The 22,018-nt window shown below is 67.0% G+C and carries 18 protein-coding genes, 1 tRNA gene and 1 pseudogene; 5 read left to right on the top strand and 15 right to left on the bottom strand.

The window, feature by feature from the left end; genetic code table 11:
• Positions 1-29: 29 nt before the first annotated feature.
• Positions 30-4,034 carry a hypothetical protein gene (locus tag AB0K52_RS21880; RefSeq protein WP_363535356.1) on the bottom strand — a complete coding sequence of 1,335 codons (4,005 nt, stop codon included), beginning with the start codon at positions 4,032-4,034 and terminating at the stop codon, positions 30-32.
• Between the two features lie 24 nt (positions 4,035-4,058).
• Complete coding sequence (locus AB0K52_RS21875) at positions 4,059-4,895, bottom strand: hypothetical protein (RefSeq protein WP_363535353.1); 837 nt, start codon at positions 4,893-4,895, stop codon at positions 4,059-4,061.
• A gap of 232 nt (positions 4,896-5,127) precedes the next feature.
• Here AB0K52_RS21875 and AB0K52_RS21870 point away from each other — a divergent pair, with 232 nt between their 5' ends.
• The 3 genes and pseudogenes from AB0K52_RS21870 to AB0K52_RS21860 all read left to right on the top strand — a co-directional run.
• Positions 5,128-6,156: a hypothetical protein gene (locus tag AB0K52_RS21870; RefSeq protein WP_363535350.1), complete on the top strand. Its 1,029-nt coding sequence runs from the start codon at positions 5,128-5,130 to the stop codon at positions 6,154-6,156.
• 112 nt (positions 6,157-6,268) lie between these two features.
• Positions 6,269-7,228 carry a TIM-barrel domain-containing protein gene (locus AB0K52_RS21865; protein ID WP_363535348.1) on the top strand — a complete coding sequence of 320 codons (960 nt, stop codon included), beginning with the start codon at positions 6,269-6,271 and terminating at the stop codon, positions 7,226-7,228.
• A 66-nt stretch (positions 7,229-7,294) separates the two neighbouring features.
• Positions 7,295-7,393, top strand: a pseudogene (locus AB0K52_RS21860) (hypothetical protein); the annotation flags it as partial.
• A gap of 89 nt (positions 7,394-7,482) precedes the next feature.
• Here AB0K52_RS21860 and AB0K52_RS21855 read toward each other — a convergent pair.
• The 12 genes from AB0K52_RS21855 to AB0K52_RS21800 all read right to left on the bottom strand — a co-directional run bounded on the left by AB0K52_RS21855 (position 7,483) and on the right by AB0K52_RS21800 (position 18,103).
• Entirely contained in the window at positions 7,483-8,973 is a 1,491-nt protein-coding gene (locus AB0K52_RS21855; RefSeq protein WP_363535345.1) for a tyrosine-type recombinase/integrase, read from the bottom strand.
• A gap of 308 nt (positions 8,974-9,281) precedes the next feature.
• Positions 9,282-9,355 (bottom strand) — tRNA-Pro (locus AB0K52_RS21850).
• 85 nt (positions 9,356-9,440) lie between these two features.
• The gene (gene der, locus AB0K52_RS21845) at positions 9,441-10,832 is read right to left on the bottom strand and encodes a ribosome biogenesis GTPase Der (RefSeq protein WP_208494450.1); all 1,392 of its coding nucleotides are present in this window, start codon (positions 10,830-10,832) and stop codon (positions 9,441-9,443) included.
• Complete coding sequence (gene cmk / locus AB0K52_RS21840; protein ID WP_363535342.1) at positions 10,825-11,502, bottom strand: (d)CMP kinase; 678 nt, start codon at positions 11,500-11,502, stop codon at positions 10,825-10,827. The genes der and cmk overlap by 8 nt, the downstream gene beginning before the upstream one ends.
• A gap of 96 nt (positions 11,503-11,598) precedes the next feature.
• Complete coding sequence (locus AB0K52_RS21835; RefSeq protein ID WP_363535338.1) at positions 11,599-11,973, bottom strand: YccF domain-containing protein; 375 nt, start codon at positions 11,971-11,973, stop codon at positions 11,599-11,601.
• A 44-nt stretch (positions 11,974-12,017) separates the two neighbouring features.
• Positions 12,018-12,755 (bottom strand): pseudouridine synthase, encoded by a 738-nt coding sequence (locus tag AB0K52_RS21830; RefSeq protein ID WP_208494447.1) that lies wholly within the window; start codon positions 12,753-12,755, stop codon positions 12,018-12,020.
• Entirely contained in the window at positions 12,742-13,500 is a 759-nt protein-coding gene (gene scpB / locus AB0K52_RS21825) for an SMC-Scp complex subunit ScpB (protein ID WP_363535335.1), read from the bottom strand. The genes AB0K52_RS21830 and scpB overlap by 14 nt, the downstream gene beginning before the upstream one ends.
• Positions 13,497-14,369 carry a ScpA family protein gene (locus AB0K52_RS21820; protein WP_363535332.1) on the bottom strand — a complete coding sequence of 291 codons (873 nt, stop codon included), beginning with the start codon at positions 14,367-14,369 and terminating at the stop codon, positions 13,497-13,499. The genes scpB and AB0K52_RS21820 overlap by 4 nt, the downstream gene beginning before the upstream one ends.
• A 165-nt stretch (positions 14,370-14,534) precedes the next feature.
• Positions 14,535-15,440: a ParA family protein gene (locus AB0K52_RS21815; RefSeq protein WP_363535428.1), complete on the bottom strand. Its 906-nt coding sequence runs from the start codon at positions 15,438-15,440 to the stop codon at positions 14,535-14,537.
• 225 nt (positions 15,441-15,665) lie between these two features.
• Complete coding sequence (gene ald / locus AB0K52_RS21810) at positions 15,666-16,787, bottom strand: alanine dehydrogenase (RefSeq protein WP_363535329.1); 1,122 nt, start codon at positions 16,785-16,787, stop codon at positions 15,666-15,668.
• 189 nt (positions 16,788-16,976) lie between these two features.
• Entirely contained in the window at positions 16,977-17,531 is a 555-nt protein-coding gene (locus tag AB0K52_RS21805) for an NUDIX hydrolase (RefSeq protein ID WP_307792851.1), read from the bottom strand.
• A 32-nt stretch (positions 17,532-17,563) separates the two neighbouring features.
• Positions 17,564-18,103, bottom strand: a complete 540-nt coding sequence (locus AB0K52_RS21800) for a TetR/AcrR family transcriptional regulator (RefSeq protein ID WP_363535325.1) — start codon at positions 18,101-18,103, stop codon at positions 17,564-17,566.
• Between the two features lie 132 nt (positions 18,104-18,235).
• Here AB0K52_RS21800 and AB0K52_RS21795 point away from each other — a divergent pair, with 132 nt between their 5' ends.
• Entirely contained in the window at positions 18,236-19,747 is a 1,512-nt protein-coding gene (locus tag AB0K52_RS21795; RefSeq protein ID WP_363535322.1) for an MFS transporter, read from the top strand.
• Between the two features lie 104 nt (positions 19,748-19,851).
• Positions 19,852-20,238, top strand: a complete 387-nt coding sequence (locus tag AB0K52_RS21790) for a DUF805 domain-containing protein (RefSeq protein WP_363535320.1) — start codon at positions 19,852-19,854, stop codon at positions 20,236-20,238.
• 52 nt (positions 20,239-20,290) lie between these two features.
• Here AB0K52_RS21790 and AB0K52_RS21785 read toward each other — a convergent pair whose 3' ends face one another.
• Positions 20,291-21,985 carry a CTP synthase gene (locus AB0K52_RS21785; protein WP_363535317.1) on the bottom strand — a complete coding sequence of 565 codons (1,695 nt, stop codon included), beginning with the start codon at positions 21,983-21,985 and terminating at the stop codon, positions 20,291-20,293.
• Positions 21,986-22,018 lie beyond the last annotated feature (33 nt).

Genomic DNA, 22,018 nt, shown 5'->3' with positions numbered 1-22,018 from the left:
TTCGAGGACACGGAACAGCGCGTACTCGCCTAGTTCTCTCCACCTGGGCCATCGGGCGAGAGTGCACCGAGCATCTGTAGTAGTCGGGCTTCATCTGAGTCGGGGTCGTCCAGCCTGGCAGTTTGGATGTCAGCAAGCGCCCCCGCAAGCGTCACTTCGGTAGCTTCTGCAGATTCCATCTCCTGCTCGACCTGGTTCAGCAGCGTCGTCAGCACGGATTCCTCTCTGGGGCGCCAGTGCCCCTCGTTGATGCTGTGCCGTATGGCCTCAAGACCATCTCGCGCAGATGGTGTCGCAGCGCCCCACTGCTCGGCTCGGCGGCGGTGGAGAACGGACATCCATGAGAGGCGCACGAGCTTGTCAAGGACCACCGTCGCAGGCTGGTCAGCCCTCACTTCCGCTGTATGCAGTCCCGCGGCCGCTGCATAAGAGCGGGAGTAGTCGGGAGGAGCCGGGAGATACGGCCGCGGTCCGAGGCGTGAGACCCAGATGCCTCCGATGCTGACTTGGTCGCCAACTCGCGGCGCGACGATCGCATTCGCCTCAAGCTGGCTCCTGAAGCTGTCGTCGAGCCGTTCGGCTGCTGCCAGTGCGGTATGCCAGGCGCGGAGAGGCATCGTCACGAGGAAGGCGAGATCTCCAGTTCCATGCGGAGTCCCCTCAGGAAAGTGAAGGACCTGAATTCGCCGCTCTGGGACATCATCGAAGGCGGCGTCGAGTATCGCCGTCTGCCGATCAACCGCTCGCTGGACGGATGTCTCGAGGAACACCTGCATGGCGTGCTCGTCGCCGAGCCGCAACCGTATGAACTCAGATGGCTCTCGCAGGGACGCCGCAGCCAGCGCAGACAATCGCTTGAAGTGCTCGATGAGCGCCTCAGGAATCGGTTCGCCGAGGTCAGAAAGTACGGGCGCACTGACCTCCCTCGCCTTGCTCAATCGGTTGGCGGCATCCTTCAGAGTCTTTTCTAGTGCCGACCGCGGAGCCGTACTGCCGATCGCGCCAAGCGCACTTGTGGCGTCCGCGAGCGCGGTCGCGGTTGGATCTGGCTGTCTCTCGCGTGCGTCTGCCTTCGCATGGGATGCAGGAAGGCCTTCGTCAAGGGACGGCGGTTCGGGTTGCAGCATGTTTGCTCGTCGCTGAGCTACTTCGACTCGCGCGACCCAATCGCTACGGCGGCGGATGTTGTCGGTGGTTTTCAAGCGGTGGGGCGCTTCAGCGGCGAGTGCGACGAGTTCGGCTCCGAGGCAGGCTTCCGCAGTCAGGAGTTCGGTCCAGGTTTCGGCCGCGGCGAGTCGGCGGAGTGCGGCACAGAATCCGACGTTGCGTCGAACTCCGGTGCGGTCTGTCCTGACCGCCGTGGAAATCAGGCGTCGAGCGGGCTCGTAGCCGTCGACCATGAATGGGCTGCCAGACGGGGAGTAGGTGCGTACTCCCACCGCGGGCGCGTCTGGACAGGCGGAGGCGATTCGGTTCGCGAGGGCTATGGCGATAGCTTCGAGCGTATCTGCGTTGGGGCGATCGTCGGCTTCCCACGGTAGCGCTTCGCTGATGGCTTCGTTCTCACTAGCCTGGAGGACAGAGGCGTGGGGGACGTCGCCCTCCATTGCGATGGCAAATGCCCATGGTTCGGCCTTCGCGATTACATTGGCGCGATCCTCAATCGATCCGAGTGCGGCGGTGTCGGTGTTTCGGGGAAGCAGGTGGAAGAGCGCTTCCGTGAGTCGGGCCCAGTACGCTGCGTCGGCGCGGTTGGAGGGCAGTGAAAAGTGTCGGTACACCTGTTCGATTTGGGCTTGCTCTAGGGGCACGGTGCCGGCGAGCGCTTCGAGCAACCGCACCGCGTCTACGAGACTGGCGTTGACTGCTGTTTCGACGATGCGCGCGGAGTCGAGCGCCGAGGATAGTTCGGTCAAGACCACCTCAGATCGCTCCGGCATGGCCCTGACAAGAGCGCTGAAGGCTAGTTTGAGCGCTCGCGAAGTCGCGTCACCGGCCTCAACAAACGTGCCCTGACACTTTATTCCATATGCGACGGAAGCGGCAGTAGCAATTGACCAGCCTTCTGGGAGATCGTCGGCAAATGCTGGTAGGCAGGCGCGGGCGTAGATGAGATTGTCGGCTCGCTCTGCACCTTCGAGTAGTTCGGCAAGCGTCGCGGCGTCCAGGTTCGGCGACGCGCGGAGATGCTCGGCGAGCGCGCCCGCTACGTACGGCGCCCAACGCGGGAAGCGCTCGGCGGTTCGTCGCAGCAGCCAGCTCGCTTCGCTGGTGGTCACAACCCGTGCCACCTCGGCGAGCGTTTCACCGAACGTGGGGGGCGGTGCATCATGGAGCTGCTCGGCGAGCGTGCGCGAGCGAAGCTCGTGGAGGCCACGCCAGGTGTCGCCGTCGAGGACGATGAAATGCTCGCCTTGGAGGACTTCGAGGGCGTCGCCGAGATCTTCTGATGACACGCTCGGCACGAAGGCTGCCTTGATCGCCTCGACAGGTAGCGCAAAGCCCAAGCTGTGCGCTCCTGTGATCAACCGAGCTGCACGACGTTGCAGTTCACGGCCGGGATCGCGGAGGCCAGCGGCCTGCTCGGACAGGATGAGATGCAGCCGCTGACCTCTGAGCAGCAGCGCGAGGTACTCCATCAGAAGTCCGTCACAGCGCTGGAAGGCTTCGGTCGAAGCCATCGCCGGCGACAGTCCTGCCTCGTCCAACCGTTGGGCGATTCGCTGGGCGGTGTATTCGTCCAGCGTGGGTCGGACGATGTGCGCGACACCACGTGCCAATCGTGGATGGAAATCCTCGGCGCGGCATGCGCCGAACAGGATGACTCCAGGCAGCTCTCGCAGCGCGCCGACCACGTCGGGCCAGTTCTCCATGTGCGGTCTGCCCAGGTTGTCAGCGACGACGATGACCGGCGATTCCACAGTCGGTCTCGCCAATTGGACATGGCGACGCAACAGGAGCACATCTTCGTCGCTCTTGACTCGCCGGACCCGGACTATCCGCGATCCGAGCACCGCGTCGCGCGCTGCGCGCCAGAGGAGGACCGACTTCCCGCAGCCGGACGGTCCGACCACGAGCGCATACCGTTGGTCCTGAGCCGCATCGACCATAAGGGTCATTTCGTGGGGGCGAAGTACATCGAGACCGTCGGCAATGTGGCCTGGAGCGCCATCCACGCCAAGGTAGAACTGATCGGGCCGAACACCGAGGTCAGTAGTGAAGTCCGCCGATCCGCATACTCCAGCAGCAACCGCCGCGCTGAGGCCTGCGACATCGACGGTCGACTGAATCTGTTCGATCAAGGTGTCGATGTCGCCAGGGGCAGTAGCCACGGCATTGTCCCGGCGACGAGAGCGCTGTTCGGCGGTGGCAGAGGGCAGTCGAGCATAGAGCTCGCTGACAACCAAGGTCGCTACCGACGGGTGGATCTCTGAGTTGGTTCGCAGTAGTAGCTCACTCGAGTCCCGCAGGTTCCATGGCAAACGGACAAGATGTGTCTGTGCCACAAGCCGGTTCGCCAGCGCAGGGCCAAGGTCTCGGCTTTTGAGCAGTTCGATCAGGCGATCGCACGTAGTCGAGGGCAGGTCGCTCAGGGTCGAGTCCCATCCGGTGAAGGAGAGGCCCGACCCCAGCTCGCCGTCAGTGACGAGCACGATGGATCGCACGTTGACGTACTTGTCGGCCTTGGCGGCGTGGTCAAGGACAGCGGCGACGTCCGCTGCCGTCATGGTGCCTGCCCCGGCGCCCTTTTCCTTGACCTGGACGAGGACCCGTGAGCCACTGGAAGTCAGGCAATCGATGTCCTCGAATCCCTCCGGCACAATGCGGGTGAAGTCACGCTCGCCAGCGTGCGCTTCAATGAGCAGATGAGCGGTGACGGCGATCTGCCAGCTCACACCGGCAACATTGCGTGCGCCCTGCCGCAACTTCATCCACAACGCGTCCGCGCCATCACTCAGGACAGGTTCGGCGACTAGGTCGACATGGTCCTGCCGGCGGCTGGGGTTCTTGGGCTTGCGTGGTGGCTTGGGCACGAGCGTCTCCGGTAGGGCAGGTGTTCAGTTCTGGTTCTGGATGCTGACGTTGGTGACATCGCTGTTCGATCGGACGGTGGTCGACGTCTTCGCGCTCCGGTCGGTGAGCGTCGAAGCGATTGCTCGCATCGCTCCGGGGGAGTACACGACCATGATCAGGCCCAGGACGAGCACGATCGGTGCGGTAATGAACGCCGCGGGGTAGTACAGGTCGGTGGGCAGCGCAGTGGCGGTGAACAGGGCAATCGCCCAGGCGGCGCCCACTTGTAGAAACCGTCGCAGCTGGATGCGGTCGTCCATGGCACGTTCGGTCCCCTTCCTCTGGACGTTGACGAGCGTGTGTTCGTTCTTGTCGAACACGCTCGACCAGCCCTCCCACTCGCCCCCGTCGCAGATCAGGTTGAAGCCGACCGAGTTGTTGGGCGGGAGGTATCCGATATTCCAGGAGACCTCGGTGTGCGAGGTACTCGTGACGGTCACGGCGGCTTCAGGTGTGACAGTGGGGTCGAGGAATGCTTCGAGCAGTCTGGCGCCGCTCGGCAGCGCGAATCGCAGCGATTCATCCTTGACGAGCGTGTTCCCGGTATTCGCGACCCGGAACCGGATGATGGTGAGTTTCTCGGTGACGGTGTCGCCGTATGAGATCTGCAGTCGTGATTGCGAACCTGCGGTCTCGATCCGCTGGGGCGCGTCGATATCGTAATCCCACGTCAACTCGCTGCGGAGCGACTTGCGGGCTTTCATGAACTCGATGAGGAACGCACTCAGGAATCCGAGTGCGGCACCGAATGTGCCGATGAGATATGGATTGTTCCAGAGGGGAGTTGAGGAAGGGTCACCTTGGGTGAGGTACTCCAGCATGAGGAGAATCTAGCCGGGAACTAGAGTGACCTCAAGGGGATACTGAGAAGGTGCCCTGGGCGTTACCCGGCCGGAACTCACAGCCGCTCTACCAGGTGATCAGCCGCCAGCAGACGTGCCGCTGTGCGAGGAAAAGTAGGCAGAGAGGGTAATCGTGGGCAAGAGTACCTCGAGGAGACAAAGCAAGGCTGGAAAGCAACCTCGCCAAGACTGGTCCGCCCTGGACCGCCGGATGCTTCACGATGACGCCTCCTGGGTGCTCTCCCTCGCGGAGTCGGCCCAGGGGGATGCGAAATGGGAGGCCCCGATGGGGCTCGGAGGGCTTCCGCAGTTTGCACGCATTGCCTATGAAGGGCTCGAACTGCTCAAGAACCGCCACCCTGACCGCGCAGGTACGATCGCTCTCAAGTTCGCCGACGATATCGCCGCCGCCCGCCACACCATCAAGCTGTTCGATGACAACCAGAAATTCTATGACGGGGTCATCGCCGATTTCACCCGTATCGAAGTCGCGCACAACCGTCGGTTTAGCGCTGACGAGGACCTCGCGATTGTGGAGCTCGGTGGCCGGCTGATCTCAACCAGCCGCATCGCCGCCTTCCAGAGAACACTCGTCCTCGACGCCACTGGAGAACGAGCGCAGGGACGCGGCCACACCTACAACTTCGGCAACGAGATCGGCCGACTGTTCTTTGCGGTTCTCATGGGATTCGGGTTGAGCGAACCGCGCTCCTGCCCCCTGAAACCTCCGGTCGGCCCTCACCCTTCACCGGAGACCACCTCACGTAACGATCGCTACCGCAACTGGTTCGAACCAGAGTTCTCCCTTCCCGTGAAGGATGCCTTGACGGTGGTGGAAACCCACGTCAATACAGCACTGCTCCTCTTCGCCCCGTCAGCATCTGACTTCCCCAGTGCACTGTTTCGCGCCAGGTTCATTACCGCGGCTCATGTGCTCAATGCACTCGAAGAGGTTCAGAAGCGGAACCCTGCGCTGGCGGGGCGGCAGGGGATGTCGGAGCTGTCGACGCTGCTCGCCCTGCCGCAGGTCGAGCGCATCCGTGCAAGCGTTAAGCTCAGGAACAGGTGCATGCACTACGGAGTGCCCTCGCACCTGCAGAACCTGAGCCCGAATAGACTCGGATACGGTCTGGTAGAAGCGACGACCAGTCCTCGCCAAACCTTCGGGCAGGCCAGCGCAGACATACTAGACGTCCTTCAAGCTGCCTCGGATCTGCTGCGGGATTGGCGAAACTCCTGAAGGCTCGGGCCTACATCCGCAGCTGCAGTACCGCGGATCAACATTGAACGCCATCGGAGGGCTGAAGCCCGAGCCCGAACCTCGCGGCTGACAACCCAGACCTAGCTGCCCAATGGCATCCCCCCGCGCCCGCGAGCAGACCCGGGAGATCTGCAAGCGCAACTACCACGACCTGGGCATCAAACTGTTCTGCTCGGCGAAGCCGAACCGGAGTACCGCATCTACGACTTCGACAACTACCGGTATCACGCGGGCCCGAACGTCGAGGTCGGCAACGTCTACCCCACAGGCGTTCTCCCGGATGGTCTACGAAGGCCAAAGGGCCGCAGACCAAGAGGCGATCGTGAACCTGGTGAGCTACGCCTTGGCCGGCAGCCAGCGCTACGGCGCCCTCGTGTGGCCGGTCGACATCCACTCCGACTGGGCCGACTTCCGCCGCCAGCTCACCGCCGGCGTCCAAATGGGCGTCGCCGGCCCTGGTTCACCACCGACATCGGCGGATTCGCCGGCGGAAACATCGGGGACCCGGCGCACCACTAGCTCCTGGTCCGCTGGTTCCAGTTCGGGCCGTTCTGCCCGGTCATGCGCATGGCACGGCGACCGCCGGCCGAGCGAGCGGGTCCTCACCGCCGACGGCTCGCCACGCAACAACGCGGGCGCCCCAAACCAGCTGTGGAGCTTCGGCGAGGACGTCTACGAGATCCCGGTCTGCTACGGCGCGCCTCCGCGAGGCGCTGCGCCCGTACACCCGCCGCCTCATGGACGAGGCGCACACCAACTGGCAGCCAGTCATGCGCGGCATGTTCAAGGGTTCCCGCGGGACCTGATCTGCTGGGAGCTCGCCTACTGGTACATGTTCGGCGCCGATGTGCTCGTGGCACCGGTGGTGCGACCGGAGGCGACGTGCCGCCGCGTCTATCTCCCCGAGGGCGGGCAGCGGATCGACGCCGCGGCGCTCCTCGACGTGATTCCGAACTTCGCACGCGAGGGCGCGCTACCGGAGTTCAAATCCAATACAAGCTCAAGTAGACGGTGCTCAAGCGGGGAGATGAGGTCAAGCGGCGCAACTTGATTCGCGGGCAGAGCATCGCTTCGAACCGAGTCGGAGTCCGTTCACGAACGAACGGAATTCCGCGGGGAGCATTGCGTCGAGTGCTACGTCGTCAAAGACGGTGTGGTCGTCCGCTCACGACCAAATCTACGTACTCATCTTTCGAGTAGCAAGCAACCCAACTGAAGGTACACAAGAGTGCCGCCGGTCGTGGGCGAAGCCGGGATCGCGACAGGTGCAGTGCCACGATCCCGACTCGCGTCTTCAACTGCCGCTCATGGCCTTTCGGGACTCAGACTGCTGGCGTTGAGTTCGTGGCGGCGTAGTACTTTCCAGACGGTGGACTTGTCGATAGAGATGTGCTCGGCGGCGAGATGGTCTTTGATGCGCTTGGGTCCCCAGCCGGTGCGCTGTCGCAAGTCGCAGATGCGCTGCTCGACTTCGGGACTGGTGCGGCGGGTCTGTTCGGCGGAGCGGTCGCGGACGGACGGGGCGGGGAACACGTCGGCGGGGAGTGTCAGGCTGCCGGCGAGCAGGGCAGCGGCGCGCTGATCGACCTCGGGCCGCCAGGCAGCGTAAATGTCGGTGGTGGTCGAGGGGGATTTGTGTCCGAGCCGGTGGGCGACGTCGACGATGCCGATACCGCCGACGATGAGTTCGGTCGCGGCGTAGTGGCGCAAAGCGTGGGGGTGGGTGTCGATGCCGATCGATTTGCCCATGTCCTTGAAGCGTTTGCTGAGGTAGCCCGCTGAACCGGGCTTGGCGTGGTCGGCCTTGTAGGAGTACAGGTATTCCTCCCCGGTCGGTGCTAGGCCCAGGGCACTGCGGCGTTCGGCGATGCGGTCGCGCAACGCCTCCAAGAGCGCCATGGTCGCCGGATCGAGCGCGAGCCATCGGGCGGTGCCCTTGACCTTGGTGCGGTCGAGGAAGATCAAGTTGCGATCAAAGTCGACGTGCTTGAGTTGGGATCGGGTGATCTCGGAGCGGCGGGCGCCGGTGACCGACAGCAGCAGCACGATCGTTCCCCAGTCCGGGTTCTGGGTGAACGCGGCCTCGATCAGCGCGTCCACCTGGGCGGTCGTCGGTGCCTTCGGGGTCACCACCGGTGACTTCGGCCCCCGGATGCGCTTGGACGGATCAGTGGCGAGCCAGCCCCACCGAAACAGCATGCCGCATGTGCCAGTGATAACACTGTGGACCTTACGCAGCATCGACGCCGAGGCACGCGTGCAGACATGGGACTTGCAGCGCCGACCGCACCGATGGCCGGTCAGATCGCGCACCAGGCGGGCGTTGCGTCTGCCCGGCGGATGATGTTCCATGCGCATGCGGCCTCCGCAGCGGATGCGGCACTTGCCGATGTCGCGGTAGAGCCCCTCCGCAGCTTGTACAAAATCGCGCCCGAGTGAGCTGAGAGCGATCGCACCCAGCGTGGGAATGACGTGGGTCTCCGCTAGGTATCGGGATTGGCGCTGACTTATCGCTGCGAGTTCTCCTGCTGCGACATACTCGTCGCGGGTGATGAGCCATTGCCGGACCGCGTCGCCGAAGCTCCATGTGCCTGCTGCCGCCTTGCCGCCATCGGCCAGGGCGACCAGCCGCACGCGAGTGGCCTCGGCCTCATCGCGGTCCTTACAGGACTCGGTGAGGTAGAGCTGCCTGCCAGTTGCGAATTCGACGCCGTTGTAGACACGGACCTGGAAGGCGTTCCCGCGAGAGCGGATACTCCCCCGCGGACGTGAGGGTTGGGAACGTTTGTGAGTCATACTCCCATCATGACCATGGACAGACCCATGGACAGGCGATCAGCCGCGTCGAGGCGTCGCGAGAACGACCGGTTCTACCTGCGCATTCATTCATCGTCGAAAGCGCCTTCGGCCTCCGCATGCGCGGATCCAGAGCCAGGTCGAAGTCCCAGATTGACCGACGATTCGGGACTTGACCTGCGGTTTAAGACCTACGCCAGATCCAAAATAGGCTTCCGTCTGAACCACTTGCCTGTGAGCTTGAAACGGACAAAATTCGCCGGGAAAGAAAAACAGGTCAGAGGCTAAGCCTCTGACCTGCGAAAACGTCGGGCTGACAGGACTTGAACCTGCGACCCCTTGACCCCCAGTCAAGTGCGCTACCAAGCTGCGCCACAGCCCGTTTTTTGCCGCGTTGTCCGCGGCGGTGACAACTTTAGCTCATAGGCTCGGGGACCTCTGAGGCGAGGTCCCCTGTGTGAGCCCGGCTATTTGCGTTTGTCCTTCTTGCGGGATTCGCGGGGTTTGACCACCAGTTCAATGGGCGTGCCGACGAAGCCGAAGTCCTCCCGGAGCTTGCGGGTGATGAACTTCAGGTACTGCTTGTCGAACGGCGCGTTCGTGAAGAGGATGAAGCGCGGCGGTTCGGCGGCGGCCTGGGTCGCGTAGATGACCTTGGGGGCCTTGTTCGCGCGGACCGGGTGCGGTGTGGCGGCCTGGAGGTCGCTGATCCACTTGTTGAGCTCGCCGGTGCTGATGCGCTGACCCCAGCCTTCGAGGGCTTCGCGGAGGGCGCGGGCGATCTTCTCGACGGCGCGGCCGGTCATCGCGGAGACGTTGACGCGGGGCGCCCAGGAGACCTGGCCGAGTTCGCGGTCGATCTCCTTCTCCAGGTAGTAGCGGCGGTCGTCGTCGACGAGGTCCCACTTGTTGAAGGCGAGGACCATCGCGCGGCCGGACTCGGTGACCTGCGTCAGGACCCGCTGGTCCTGCTCGCTGATCGGCTCCGAGGCGTCCAGGAGGACCAGCGCGACCTCGGCGGCCTCGACGGCGGCTTCGGTGCGCAGGGACGCGTAGTACTCGGTGCCGGAGGCGAACTTGACGCGCTTGCGCAGGCCCGCGGTGTCGACGAGGATCCAGTCCTCGCCGTCGATCTCCACGACGGAGTCGACCGGGTCGACCGTGGTACCGGCGACGTTGTCGACGACCGCGCGGTCCTCCCCCGCGATGCGGTTGAGGAGGCTCGACTTGCCGACGTTCGGGCGGCCGACGAGGGCCACCTTGCGCGGGCCGCGCTCCTTGAGCTGCCCGGTGGGCTCCTCGGGGAACGCCCAGATGATCTTGTCGAGCAGGTCGCCCGAGTTGCGGCCGTGCAGGGCCGAGATCGGGAACGGCTCGCCCAGGCCCAGGCTCCACAGCTCGTGGACCTCGGCCTCCTGGCGCTCCGAGTCGGCCTTGTTGGCCACGAGGATCACCGGTTTGCGGGTCGAGCGCAGGATGCGCACGGCCGCCTCGTCGGCGTCCGTGGGGCCCACACGCGAGTCGACCACGAACACGATCACGTCCGCGGTGCGCATCGCCAGCTCGGCCTGGAGGGCGATGGACCTCGCCATGCCCTCGGCGTCCGGGTCCCAGCCGCCGGTGTCGACCAGGCTGAACTCGCGCCCGGCCCACTCGGCGTCGTACGCCACGCGGTCGCGGGTCACGCCCGGCTCGTCCTGCACCACCGCGGCGCGGCGGCCCAGGATGCGGTTGACCAAGGTCGATTTGCCCACGTTGGGGCGGCCGACCACGGCCACCGTCGGGACCGGACCGCGCTCGTCGACGTCGTCGCTCTCGCTCCAACCGTCGTCGTCGGTCCAGGTCGCTTCGTCAGTCATCAATGTCCCTGTTGCTCAGCAAGGCCAGAATCTTGGCCACTACCTCCACGATCGGCAGCGTCGTGGAGTCGATCACCACGGCCCCCTCCGGAGCCTCCAGGGGCCGGGTGGTCTTCGAGTCGGCGGTGTCGCGCCGCTCGATGTCCTTCGCGGTCGCGTCCGCGTCGGCGCCGTTCTCCGCGGCGCGGCGCTTCGCGCGCTCCACCGGGTCGGCCGTCAGGTAGACCTTGACGTCCGCGTCGGGGGCGACCACCGAGACGATGTCGCGGCCCTCGACCACGATGCCCCCCTTGGCGTCGGCGATGATGCGCCGCTGCTCGTCGATGAGGAACTTCCGCACCGACTTGTTCCCGGCCACCGCCGAGACCGCCTTCGTCACGTCGTCCCCGCGGATCGCCAGGTCGGCGTCCTCCCCGTCGACGCGGGTGAAGGGGTCGCCGGGGGTGGTGCCGAACTCGAGCTTCGCGTTCTTCACGGTCTTGGTGACCTGCGCGGTCTGCGAGGGGTCGACGCCGGCGTTGAGGACCGCCAGGGTCGCGGCGCGGTACATGGCGCCGGTGTCGAGGTACGCGGCGTCGATCGCGGTCGCCAAAGTCTTGGCCACGGTCGACTTCCCGGCCCCGGACGGGCCGTCGATCGCGACGACCGGTCCGCTCTTCTGCTCAGGCACTGTCGCGCTCCGTTCTTCAACTGCAAACCAAGCAAACCTACATCATGCCCGGTTCTACCTGGTGAGGTGTGGAATGACCTCACTATTCGCGGGGGGTCAGCGGCGCTCCACCACGCGCGCGCCCATCGGCCACAGCGCCATCGGGATCATCTTCCAGTTCGCCACCGCCAGCGGGATGCCGATGATGGTGACCGCCTGCAGGAACCCGGTGACGAGGTGCGCCAGCGCCAGTTCCCAGCCGAAGAGGATCAGCCACAGGATGTTGCCCAGCAGCGAGAAGCACCCCGCCGACCGGTCGTACACGACGGTGCGCCCGAAGGGCCACAGCACGTACCCGGCCAGGCGCATGTTCGCGATGCCGAACGGGATGGTCACGATGAAGACGCAGAAGAGCAGGCCCGTCAGGAAGTAGCCGATCGCGAGCCACAGCCCGGCCAGCACGAACCAGATCACGTTCAGAATGGTTGACATGCCCGAACATTAACCGGGCCTCGCCCTTGCGTCAGTACAGCCAGCTAGAGTCCGACCTCGCGGAACAGCTCCCCGATCTCGTTGGGGGAGAGCCGCCGCAGGGTCCCCGGCTTGAGGTTCCGCAGCTGGACGGGGCCCATCTCGGTGCGCACGAGGCGCGAGACGTGGTGCCCGACCTCGTCCATGAGTCGCCTCACAATGTGTTTGCGGCCCTCGTGGATCGTGATCTCGATCAACGACTGGCCGGCGTGCTCGTCGATGATCTTGAGCTTGTCGGCCTTCGCCATGCCGTCTTCGAGCTCGACGCCCTTGAGGAGCCGGTTCCAGGTGGCGCGGTCCATGATCCCGGCGACCTGCGCCCGGTAGACCTTCGGCAGGCCGTGCGAGGGGTGCATGATGCGGTTGGCGAGCTCCCCGTCGTTAGTGAGCAGCATCAGGCCCTCGGAGTCGGTGTCGAGGCGGCCGACGTGGAAGACGCGCTGGTCGATGCCCTTGGTGAACTCGGCGAGCGAAGGGCGGCCCTCGTCGTCCTCCATGGTCGAGACGATGCCGCGCGGCTTGTTGATCGCGAAGTACACCTTGTCGACGTCGGTCACGACCCGCTTGCCCGAGACGTGGATGACGTCCTTCTCGGGGTCGACGCGCTGGCCGAGGCGGGCGGGTTCGCCGTTGACCTTCACCTTGCCGCGGGAGATCAGGTCCTCGGCGGCCCGGCGGGAGGCGATCCCGGCCTGCGACAGCACTTTCTGCAGGCGGATGCCCTCTTCGTCAGCGTTGTTCATCTTCCTCGATATCCGTCACGTCGTCCGGCAGGAACGGGGCCAGCTCAGGCAGCTGGTCGACCGTGTCCAGTCCGATCTTCTCCAAGAACAGGGTGGTGGTGCGGTAGAGCGTCGCCGATCCGTCCGGGTCCGTCCCGCACTCCTCGACCAGGCCGCGCGCGAGCAGGGTCCGCATGACCCCGTCGCAGTTGACCCCCCGGATGGCCGAGATGCGGCCGCGGGTGACCGGCTGGCGGTAGGCGACCACGGCGAGCGTCTCCAGGGCCGCCTTGGTGAGGCGGGCGGAGGCGCCGTCGGTCACGAACCGCTCCACGTAGCGGGCGTAGTCGGCCCGGGTGTAGAAGCGCCAGCCGCCGGCTTGGCGACGCAGATCGAATCCGCGCCCGTCGCCAGTGTATTCGGCGCTGAGACGGCCCAGTTGCTCGCGCACCTGTGAACGTGGCCGCTCCAATACCGAGGAGAGGAACTCCTCGCTCAGGGGCTCTTCGGCGATCATGAGGATCGCCTCGAGGACCGCGCCGAGGTCGACGTCGTCGGGGACGGGGCTGGTGGCCGTGACCTCGGGTTCGTCGTCCGGTTCGGCTTGGGCGGGGACGGCGGCGAGCGCGTTGGAGTACTCGTCGCCCTCGCCGGGCGGTTCGTCGGGGGGCGTGTCGGGGCGCAGCGGCGCGGCCTCCTGGCGCGCGCCGGGCATCTTCCAGGTCGCCAGGTCCCGTTCGAGGGAATCCCCCACGTGCTCGGTCATGTGCTCGCTTCCTCCCCCGCTTCCGGTTCCGCGGGCGTGCCCGCGTATTCGTCGACTTCGATCTCGGTGTTGCCGGTGCCGCCGAGCCAGCGCACGGTCAGCTCGCCGAGCGCCTGCATCTGCTCGAACCCGACCAGGGCCTCCCGGTACAGCTCCAGCAGCGCCAGGAACCGGGCGACGACCTCGAGGTGGGTCTCGCAGTCCGAGGTCAGGGCTCGGAAGGTGGCGGTCTGGACGCGTTGGAGGCGGCGGGAGAGGATGACGGCGTGCTCGCGCACCGAGACGCGCTGCATGTGGATGTGGCCGGTGCCGACGGTGGGCGGCGGCTTGGGCTTCATCGCCTGGCCCGCCAAGGCGGCCAGCGCTTCGGGGGTGAGGTCGAGGACGAGCTCGGGGAGCAGGCCCTTGTACCGCTCTTCGAGGCCGACGTTGCGGGGGACGCGGGTCGCGGCGGACTCGACGAACATCGCGAGCGCACCGGCGGCCTCCTTGTAGGCCTTGTACTGCAGGAGGCGGGCGAAGAGGAGGTCGCGGGCCTCGAGGAGGGCCAGGTCCTCCTCGTCGTCGACGACGGTGCCGGGCAGGAGCCGGGCGGTCTTGAGGTCGAGGAGGGTGGCGGCGATGAGCAGGAACTCGGAGGTCTCCTCGAGGTTCCAGGCGTCGTCGAGTCCGGTCACGTAGGCGATGAACTCGGAGGCGACCTGGTGGAGGGCGAGTTCGGTGACGTCGAGCTTGTGCTTGCCGATGAGCTGGAGCAGCAGGTCGAACGGGCCCTCGAAATTGGCGAGCCGGACGTGGAAGCCGCTCTCGGCCTCCTCCGGTTCGCCCTCCCGCTGGGTCGGGAGCTGGGGCGGCTGCTGGTCGGTCACGCACGCAAGCTTAGACGGACGTCTCGGACACCACGCTCGATCCATCGATGTAGGGAGGAATTTGGGGTCAGCGGTCGTGCTCAGGGGCAATCTGACAAGGCTCGTGAGGAGCTAGTACGTGAGCGGAGCGCAGCAGAGCAGTACTTGCGACGAGGGAGCCGCAGCTCAGATTGTTCCTGAGTGCGGGCGATGGCCCCATAATTTGTCGGTGGCGGCGATGAGCTCCCGGGCGAGCTGGCGGTAGGCGCGCGCGCCGGAGGACGCCGGCGCCCAGGTGGTGATGGGCTCGCCGGCGACGGTGGTCTCGGGGAAGCGCACCGTGCGGGTGATGACGGTCGAGAACACCTTGTCCCCGAAGGCTTCGACGACCCGCTGGAGCACCTGGCGGGAGTGCGTGGTGCGCGAGTCGTACATGGTCGCGAGGATGCCGTCGAGCTCGAGGTCGTAGTTGAGCCGCTCGCGGACCTTGTCGACGGTGTCGAGCAGCAGCGCCACACCGCGCAGGGAGAAGAACTCGCACTCGAGCGGGACGAGCACCGAGTGCGCGGCGGTGAGCGCGTTGATCGTCAAGAGCCCCAAGGAGGGCTGGCAGTCGATGAGGATGTAGTCGAAGTCGGGGATGACCGGGCGCAGCACGCGGGCGAGGGTCTGCTCGCGGGCGACCTCGTTGACGAGCTGGATCTCGGCGGCCGAGAGGTCGATGTTGGCGGGGAGCAGCCGCAGGCCGGCGACGTTCGTCTTGACCATGACGTCGTCGATGTCGACGTCGTCCTGCATGAGGAGGTTGTAGACGGTGAGGTCGAGGGTGTGGGGGTTGGTGCCGAAGCCGACCGAGAGCGCGCCCTGCGGGTCGAAGTCGACCAGGAGCACCTTGCGGCCGTACTCGGCAAGGGCCGCACCGAGGTTGATGGTCGTGGTGGTCTTGCCGACCCCGCCCTTCTGGTTGGCCATGGCGATGACGCGGGCCGGTCCGTGGCGCTCCAGCGGCTGGGGCTGCGGGATCTCGCGCTTGTTCGTGTAGGCCTCGGGGTCGGGCGAGGACAGGTCCTCGGTTCCGTCAGCGGGAGGCATCTGCGCGGCACCGCGCAGGGCCGCCCATTTGTCGTTGCTGTCCACACTGCTCATTTCTTCGCGCCTCCGGGTGCGAGGTCGACACCGGGTGCCGGGCGTCTCACCATTGCCTGTCTTAGCGACTGTACGTCAGTGTATCGAGGCTGTCGACGGCTTGGGAGACTCCGAGGCACCCGGCGTGAGTTCGCCCGCTGCCCGGGGCGCGGCCCGGGACCTGAATGGACGTCAGTTCTCGGCGAGCACCTGCGCGATCGGTTTCAGCGGCAGGTGGTGCGTGATCGCCACCGGCTCGTTGACGACCTGCCCCGCATAGGTGTTGAGGCCGAGCGCGAGGGCCGGGTCGGCCTTGAGCGCCGCGACCCAGCCGAGGTTGGCGAGCTTCATGACGTACGGGAGCGTGGCGTTCGTCAGCGCGTACGTGGACGTGTTCGGCACGGCCCCCGGCATGTTCGCGACGCAGTAGAAGAGCTTGCCCGCGTGGGTGAACGTGGGGTCGTCGTGCGTCGTGGCCTTGGAGTGCGCGAAGCAGCCGCCCTGGTCGATCGCGATGTCGACGAGGACCGCGCCGTCCTTCATGTCGGTGAGCACTTCGTCGTCGACCACGGTGGGGGCCTTGGCACCCGGGACGAGCACCGCGCCGATGACGAGGTCGGCTTCGGCGCAGGCGCGCTTGACCTCGAAGCGGTTGGAGACGATGGTGCGCAGGCGGCCCTGGTAGAGGTCGTCGGCGGCGTGGAGCTTCTCGATGTTGAGGTCGAGCAGCTCCACGTCGGCGCGCATGCCCACGGCGATCGCGGCGGCGTTCATGCCCGAGACGCCCGCGCCGATGATGACCACGCGCGCGGGCGGGGTCCCGGGGACGCCGCCCATGAGGGTGCCGCGGCCGCCTTCGGGGCGCTGGAGGTGGTACGCGCCGGCCTGGACGGCGAGCCGCCCGGCGACCTCGCTCATGGGCGCCAGGAGCGGGAGCCGACCGTCGGCGGTCTGCACGGTCTCGTAGGCGATGCCGGTGATGTGGCGTTCGAGGAGCGCGTCGGTGCATTCGGCGCCGGCGGCGAGGTGCAGGTAGGTGAAGAGGGTCTGGCCGGGCCGCATCCGGTGGAACTCGTCCTGGATCGGCTCCTTGACCTTGAGGACGAGGTCGCCTGCGTCCCAGGTGGAATCGGCGTCGGGGCAGATGAGCGCCCCGGCGTGGCGGTAGTCGGCGTCGGTGATGGCGGAGCCGAGGCCGGCTCCGGTCTCGATGTAGACGTCGTGGCCGGCGGCGACGAGCTCGTGGACCCCGGCGGGGGTGAGGGCGACGCGGTACTCGTTGTTCTTGATCTCGCGGGGGACGGCGACTTTCACGTGCGGGTTCCTTCCGAAGCGTTGTGCCAGTTCGGGGCCGGTCGGCATCCCGCACGGGCAGTCTAGGACGCCAGACGTCCTGGAGCGCGCATTCCTTGTGGGTCAGCGGTTCGGACGGCGTCGTCGCTGTGATCGTAAAGAGGCCCGCCGCACAACGCGCGGCGGGCCATGTGAGCGTGCGCTCTGCGGCTAGGCGCGGTCGAGGTGGAGCTTGGTGAGCGTCAGGGCGAGGGCGCAGACGCCGTTGCGGATCTCGCCTTCGGCGACGGCGGTGAGCGCCTTGTCCAGGTCCCACCAGGCGAGTTCGATGTGAGTCTCCTCGTCGGTGCGCTGGTGCAGGTCCGCCTCGGGCACGGGGGTGAGGCCGGTGGCGAGGTAGTAGTGGATGACCTCGCTGGAGATGCCGGGGGTGGAGTAGAACTCGCCGAGCTTGACGAGTTCGGCGGCGTGGAGGTCGGCCTCCTCGGCGAGCTCGCGGCGGGCGGCCAGCTCCAGGTCCTCGCCTTCGACGTCGCGCAGGCCCGCCGGGAGCTCCCACAGGACCTCTTTGGCGGGCACGCGGAACTGCCGGATCAGGCCGACGCGGCCCTGGTCGTCGAGCGGGACGGTGAGGACCGCGCCGACGTGCTTGATGAACTCGCGCTTCGCGGTGCCCCCTCCGGGCATCGCGATGGTCTCGGCGGTCAGCTCGTAGGCCCAGCCGCGGTGGATGATTTCGCTGTCGAGGACTCGGTACTCATGCACGAGGGCCACACTAGTCCGCTCAGGTTTCGGGATCAGGTCTCCGCGGCCTCGTTGCGCAGGCGCCGGAGGATCTGCTCCACGACCTCGCGGTCGGGCAGCGGGGCGCCGGCCAGCGCCGAGAGGAACAGGCCGTCGCCGACCAGGCGCACGATCTCGGCGGTCACGGGGTCGGCGACCTGCTCGTGGATGAGGTCGCGCCAGCCGTTGAAGATGAAGAGGACGTCTGCGCGGGCCTGCTCGGAGAGCTCGCCTTTGCCGCGCAGCGCGGTGAGCAGCGCCCAGAGTCCGGCCGCCGACTCCTCGGATTCGACCCAGGAGACCTCGAGGAACATCTCGACGACGCCGCTCTCGCGGGCCTTCGCGATGTTGGCCTCTTCGACGGCGCGGTGGCGGCGGGCCAGGCCGTCGTAGAGGTCGGACTTGGACTTGAAGTGGTACAGCAGTCCGCCTTTGGAGACGCCCGCGGCGGCGGCGACCTTCTCGAGGGTGACCCCCGAGGAGCCTTCGTCTACGAGCAGGCGCTGGAGCGCGTTCAGGATGCGGTCCCGGGTGGTGATCTCGGGCTCTTTCATGTTTCCTCCTGGTGACTACTGTACCGTCCGGACGGTACAGTCGAGGGGCGTGTCGGTCTCCGGCACGCCCGGTGTCTGGGATGCCGCCTCGCGAGCCGTGCCGCGGCTCACGTCAAGAAAGTAGTGAAACCCATGGCCGCCACGCTTCGCGCCCCGCAGGAGCCGCGCGCCCGCATCAGCGCCAGACAAGGTTGGGCGCTGGCGGTGCTGGTGCTCCCGGTGCTGCTCATCTCGATCGACATGACCGTGCTCGGCTTCGCCGTGCCCTTCCTGTCCGAAGACCTCGCGCCCTCCAGCTCGCAGCTGCTGTGGATCGTCGACGTCTACGGCTTCGTCCTCGCGGGCCTGCTGGTCACCATGGGCACCCTCGGCGACCGCATCGGCCGCCGCCGGCTGCTCGTCATCGGCTCGGCCGCGTTCGCCGCCGCGAGCGTCCTGGCCGCCTACGCGCCCACCGCCGAGGCCCTCATCGCCGCGCGCGCCCTCCTCGGCCTCGCGGGCGCGACCCTCATGCCGACCACGCTGGCGCTCATGCGGAACCTCTTCCACGACGACCGCCAGCGCAAGTTCGCCATCGCCATCTGGGCCTCCGGCTTCTCGGCCGGCTCGGCCCTCGGGCCGATCCTCGGCGGCTGGCTGCTCGAGCACTTCTGGTGGGGCTCGGTGTTCCTCATGGCCGCGCCCGTCTCGATCGCCGTGCTCTTCGCCGCGCCGTTCCTGCTGCCGGAGTCGAAGGACCCGAACCCGGGTCGGATCGACCTGCCGAGCGTCGCCCTGTCGTTCCTGGCGATGTTCCCGTTCGTTTACGGCGTCAAGACCATCGCCGAGCACGGCGTCACGGTCGCGGCGGCCGCCGCGATCGCGGTCGGCGCGGCCGCGGGCGTGTGGTTCGTGCGCCGCCAGCAGCGCCTCGAGCACCCGCTGCTCGACGTCGGCCTGTTCCGGATCCGCCGCTTCAGCGCCTCGCTCGCCACGAACTTCACCATCGTGTTCGCGATGATCTCCTCGCTGTTCCTGCTCACGCAGTACCTGCAGCTGGTGCTCGGCTTCTCCCCCATGCAGGCGGGGCTGCTGCTACTGCCGGGCATGGCCGTCTCGGTCGTGACGGGGCTGCTCGCGGTGCGCTTGAGCGAGCGGATCGGCATGGTGCGCACCGTCATCGGCGGCCTGGTGCTCATCATCGCCGGGTTCGCCGCGATGACGCTCATCGGCGTCGACGCCGGTGCCGCGGTCGTCGCGGTCGCGTTCGCGCTCATCGGCGGCGGCTCCGGGCTGGCGCAGACGATCACGAACGACGCGATCCTCGCCGCCGCCCCGGCCCACCGGGCCGGCGCGGCCTCGGCGATCTCCGAGACCGCGTACGAGCTCGGCGGCGCCATGGGCGTGGCCCTGCTCGGTTCGCTCGCGACCGGGATCTACCGGGCCGAGCTCGGCGACGCCCCGGCCGCCGCGGCGGAGACCCTGGGCGAGGCCGTGCACGTCGCCGCGGCCATGCCGGCCGCCGCAGGGGAAGCGCTCCTGGAGGCCGCCCGCACCGCGTTCACCGACGGCCTGCGCATCGTCGCGGTCATCGCCGCGGTCCTGGTCCTCGTCGCCGCCGTCGCCGTCGGCCGGGCCCTGCGCGGCCGCGCCGCAGAACGCTGAAGCGGCTTCCCTGCCGGACGATTCGCCCTACGATTCTCTGACCGGGTCCATTTGAGACCCGGTCAGCGGATCGCCCCTGCGCGGGGCGGGGAAGGGGCACGGCAATGAGCTGGTACATGACCGCCCTCAAGAAGTACGCGGTGTTCAGCGGCCGCTCCCGCCGCCGCGAGTACTGGTGGTTCGTCATCGTCAACGCCGTCATCAGCGCGATCCTGAGCTGCCTGAGCAACCGGCCGGACGACGCGAGCGACTGGAACTACCTCGGCGACGACCCGAACTTCTTCAACTACCTCGCCTTGATCTACGCCCTGGCGCTCATCATCCCGACCATCGCCGTGCAGGTGCGGCGGCTCCACGACACCGGCCGCACCGGCTGGTGGTGGTTCATCGGGCTGGTGCCGTGCGTCGGCTGGATCGTCCTGCTCGTGTTCAACCTCTTCGACAGCGAACCCGGACCCAACCGCTACGGACCCAATCCCAAAGGCGCATAACCGAAAGCGAAAAGGCGGGGCCCCGATCGGGGCCCCGCTCTCGCGTATTCGCTTACGCCGCTTCGATGTCGAGGCGCTCGGCCGCCTGGCGCCTGAGCGCCGCCTCCACCAGGCCCGCGAACAGCGGGTGCGGGCGGGTCGGACGGGACTTCAGCTCAGGGTGCGCCTGCGTCGCGATGTAGTACGGGTGCACGTCGCGGTCGAGCTCGATGAACTCGACCAGGCGCCCGTCGGGCGACAGGCCCGAGATCACGAAACCGGACTTCACCAGCTGGTCGCGGTAGGCGTTGTTCACCTCGTAGCGGTGGCGGTGCCGCTCGTTGACCTCGGTCGCGCCGTACACCTCGGCCGCGATCGAGCCCTCGGCCAGCTTCGCCGGGTAGGTGCCCAGGCGCATCGTCCCGCCCATGTCGCCGCGCCCGGCCACGATGTCGGTCTGGTCGGCCATCGTCGAGATGACCAGGTGCTCGGCCTCGGGGTCGAACTCCTCCGAGTTCGCGCCCACGAGTCCCGCGACCTCGCGCAGGCCCTCGATCGCCATGCACTGCATGCCCAGGCACAGGCCCAGGGTCGGCACCAGCCGCGTCCGCGACCAGGTGAGCGCCTGCAGCTTCCCGGGCACGCCCCGGTCGCCGAACCCGCCCGGGATCACCACCGCGTCCACTCCGGCGAGCGCCTTCGCGGTGCCCTCCGGGGTCGCGCACTCGTCCGAGATGACCCAGCGGACCTTCACCTTCGCGCGGTTCGCGAACCCGGCCGCGCTGAGCGCCTCCACCACGGACTTGTACGCGTCCGGCAGCTCGACGTACTTGCCCACGATCGCGACCTCGACGGTCGCCACCGGGTGGTGCACCCGGTCGAGCAGGTCGTCCCAGCGCGTCCAGTCCACGTCACGGAACGGCAGGTCGAGCTTGCGCACCACGTACGCGTCCAGGCCCTCGGAGTGCAGGGTCTTCGGGATCTCGTAGATCGACTTCGAGTCCGGCGCCGAGACGACCGCCGCGTCGTCCACGTCGCAGAACCCCGCGATCTTGCTCTTCAGCCCGTCCGGCAGCGGCCGGTCCGAGCGGCACACGATCGCGTCGGGCTGGATGCCGATGCTGCGCAGCTGCGCCACCGAGTGCTGCGTCGGCTTCGTCTTCATCTCCGAGGACGCCGCCAGGTACGGCACCAGCGAGACGTGCAGGAAGAAGCAGTTGTCGCGCCCGATGTCGTGCCGGTACTGGCGGATCGCCTCCAGGAACGGCAGCGACTCGATGTCGCCCACCGTGCCGCCGACCTCGGTGATGACCACGTCGGGGACGCGCCCGGTCTCGGGGTCGGGGTCGGCCATCGCCGCCAGGCGCGCCTTGATCTCGTTCGTGATGTGCGGGATGACCTGCACGGTCGCGCCCAGGTAGTCGCCGCGGCGCTCCTTGGCGATGACGTCGGAGTACACCTGGCCGGTGGTCACGTTCGCGTACTTCGAGAGGTTGCGGTCGAGGAACCGCTCGTAGTTGCCGATGTCGAGGTCGGTCTCGCCGCCGTCGTCGGTGACGAAGACCTCGCCGTGCTCGTACGGGTTCATGGTGCCGGGGTCGACGTTGAGGTACGGGTCGATCTTCTGCATCACCACGTACAGCCCGCGCGCGGTCAGCAGATTGCCGAGACTGGCGGCGGTCATCCCCTTGCCGAGGGCGGAGGTGACCCCGCCGGTGACGAAGAGGTGCTTCGTGGAACGGATCTGACCATTAGCGGCGCTGGCCAAAGCGAACTCCCGTGGTAATCGTGTCGATCGAGC

This window comes from Glycomyces sp. NPDC049804, assembly GCF_040674615.1.
Classification (GTDB): domain Bacteria; phylum Actinomycetota; class Actinomycetes; order Mycobacteriales; family Micromonosporaceae; genus Glycomyces; species Glycomyces niveus.
The sequence above is the reverse complement of the archived record's forward strand: the minus strand, read 5'-3'. Positions and strand labels throughout refer to the sequence as shown.

What these genes read in the sequence shown, in the direction of transcription:
- AB0K52_RS21795 (WP_363535322.1), top strand. Translation starts at nt 18,236, where the DNA reads ATGGCCGCCACGCTTCGCGCCCCGCAGGAGCCGCGCGCCCGCATCAGC.
- AB0K52_RS21830 (WP_208494447.1), bottom strand. Translation starts at nt 12,755, where the DNA reads ATGAACAACGCTGACGAAGAGGGCATCCGCCTGCAGAAAGTGCTGTCG.
- scpB (WP_363535335.1), bottom strand. Translation starts at nt 13,500, where the DNA reads ATGACCGAGCACGTGGGGGATTCCCTCGAACGGGACCTGGCGACCTGG.
- AB0K52_RS21790 (WP_363535320.1), top strand. Translation starts at nt 19,852, where the DNA reads ATGAGCTGGTACATGACCGCCCTCAAGAAGTACGCGGTGTTCAGCGGC.
- AB0K52_RS21800 (WP_363535325.1), bottom strand. Translation starts at nt 18,103, where the DNA reads ATGAAAGAGCCCGAGATCACCACCCGGGACCGCATCCTGAACGCGCTC.
- AB0K52_RS21870 (WP_363535350.1), top strand. Translation starts at nt 5,128, where the DNA reads ATGCTTCACGATGACGCCTCCTGGGTGCTCTCCCTCGCGGAGTCGGCC.
- AB0K52_RS21815 (WP_363535428.1), bottom strand. Translation starts at nt 15,440, where the DNA reads ATGCCTCCCGCTGACGGAACCGAGGACCTGTCCTCGCCCGACCCCGAG.
- AB0K52_RS21875 (WP_363535353.1), bottom strand. Translation starts at nt 4,895, where the DNA reads ATGCTGGAGTACCTCACCCAAGGTGACCCTTCCTCAACTCCCCTCTGG.
- AB0K52_RS21855 (WP_363535345.1), bottom strand. Translation starts at nt 8,973, where the DNA reads ATGACTCACAAACGTTCCCAACCCTCACGTCCGCGGGGGAGTATCCGC.
- AB0K52_RS21865 (WP_363535348.1), top strand. Translation starts at nt 6,269, where the DNA reads ATGGCATCCCCCCGCGCCCGCGAGCAGACCCGGGAGATCTGCAAGCGC.
- der (WP_208494450.1), bottom strand. Translation starts at nt 10,832, where the DNA reads ATGACTGACGAAGCGACCTGGACCGACGACGACGGTTGGAGCGAGAGC.
- AB0K52_RS21835 (WP_363535338.1), bottom strand. Translation starts at nt 11,973, where the DNA reads ATGTCAACCATTCTGAACGTGATCTGGTTCGTGCTGGCCGGGCTGTGG.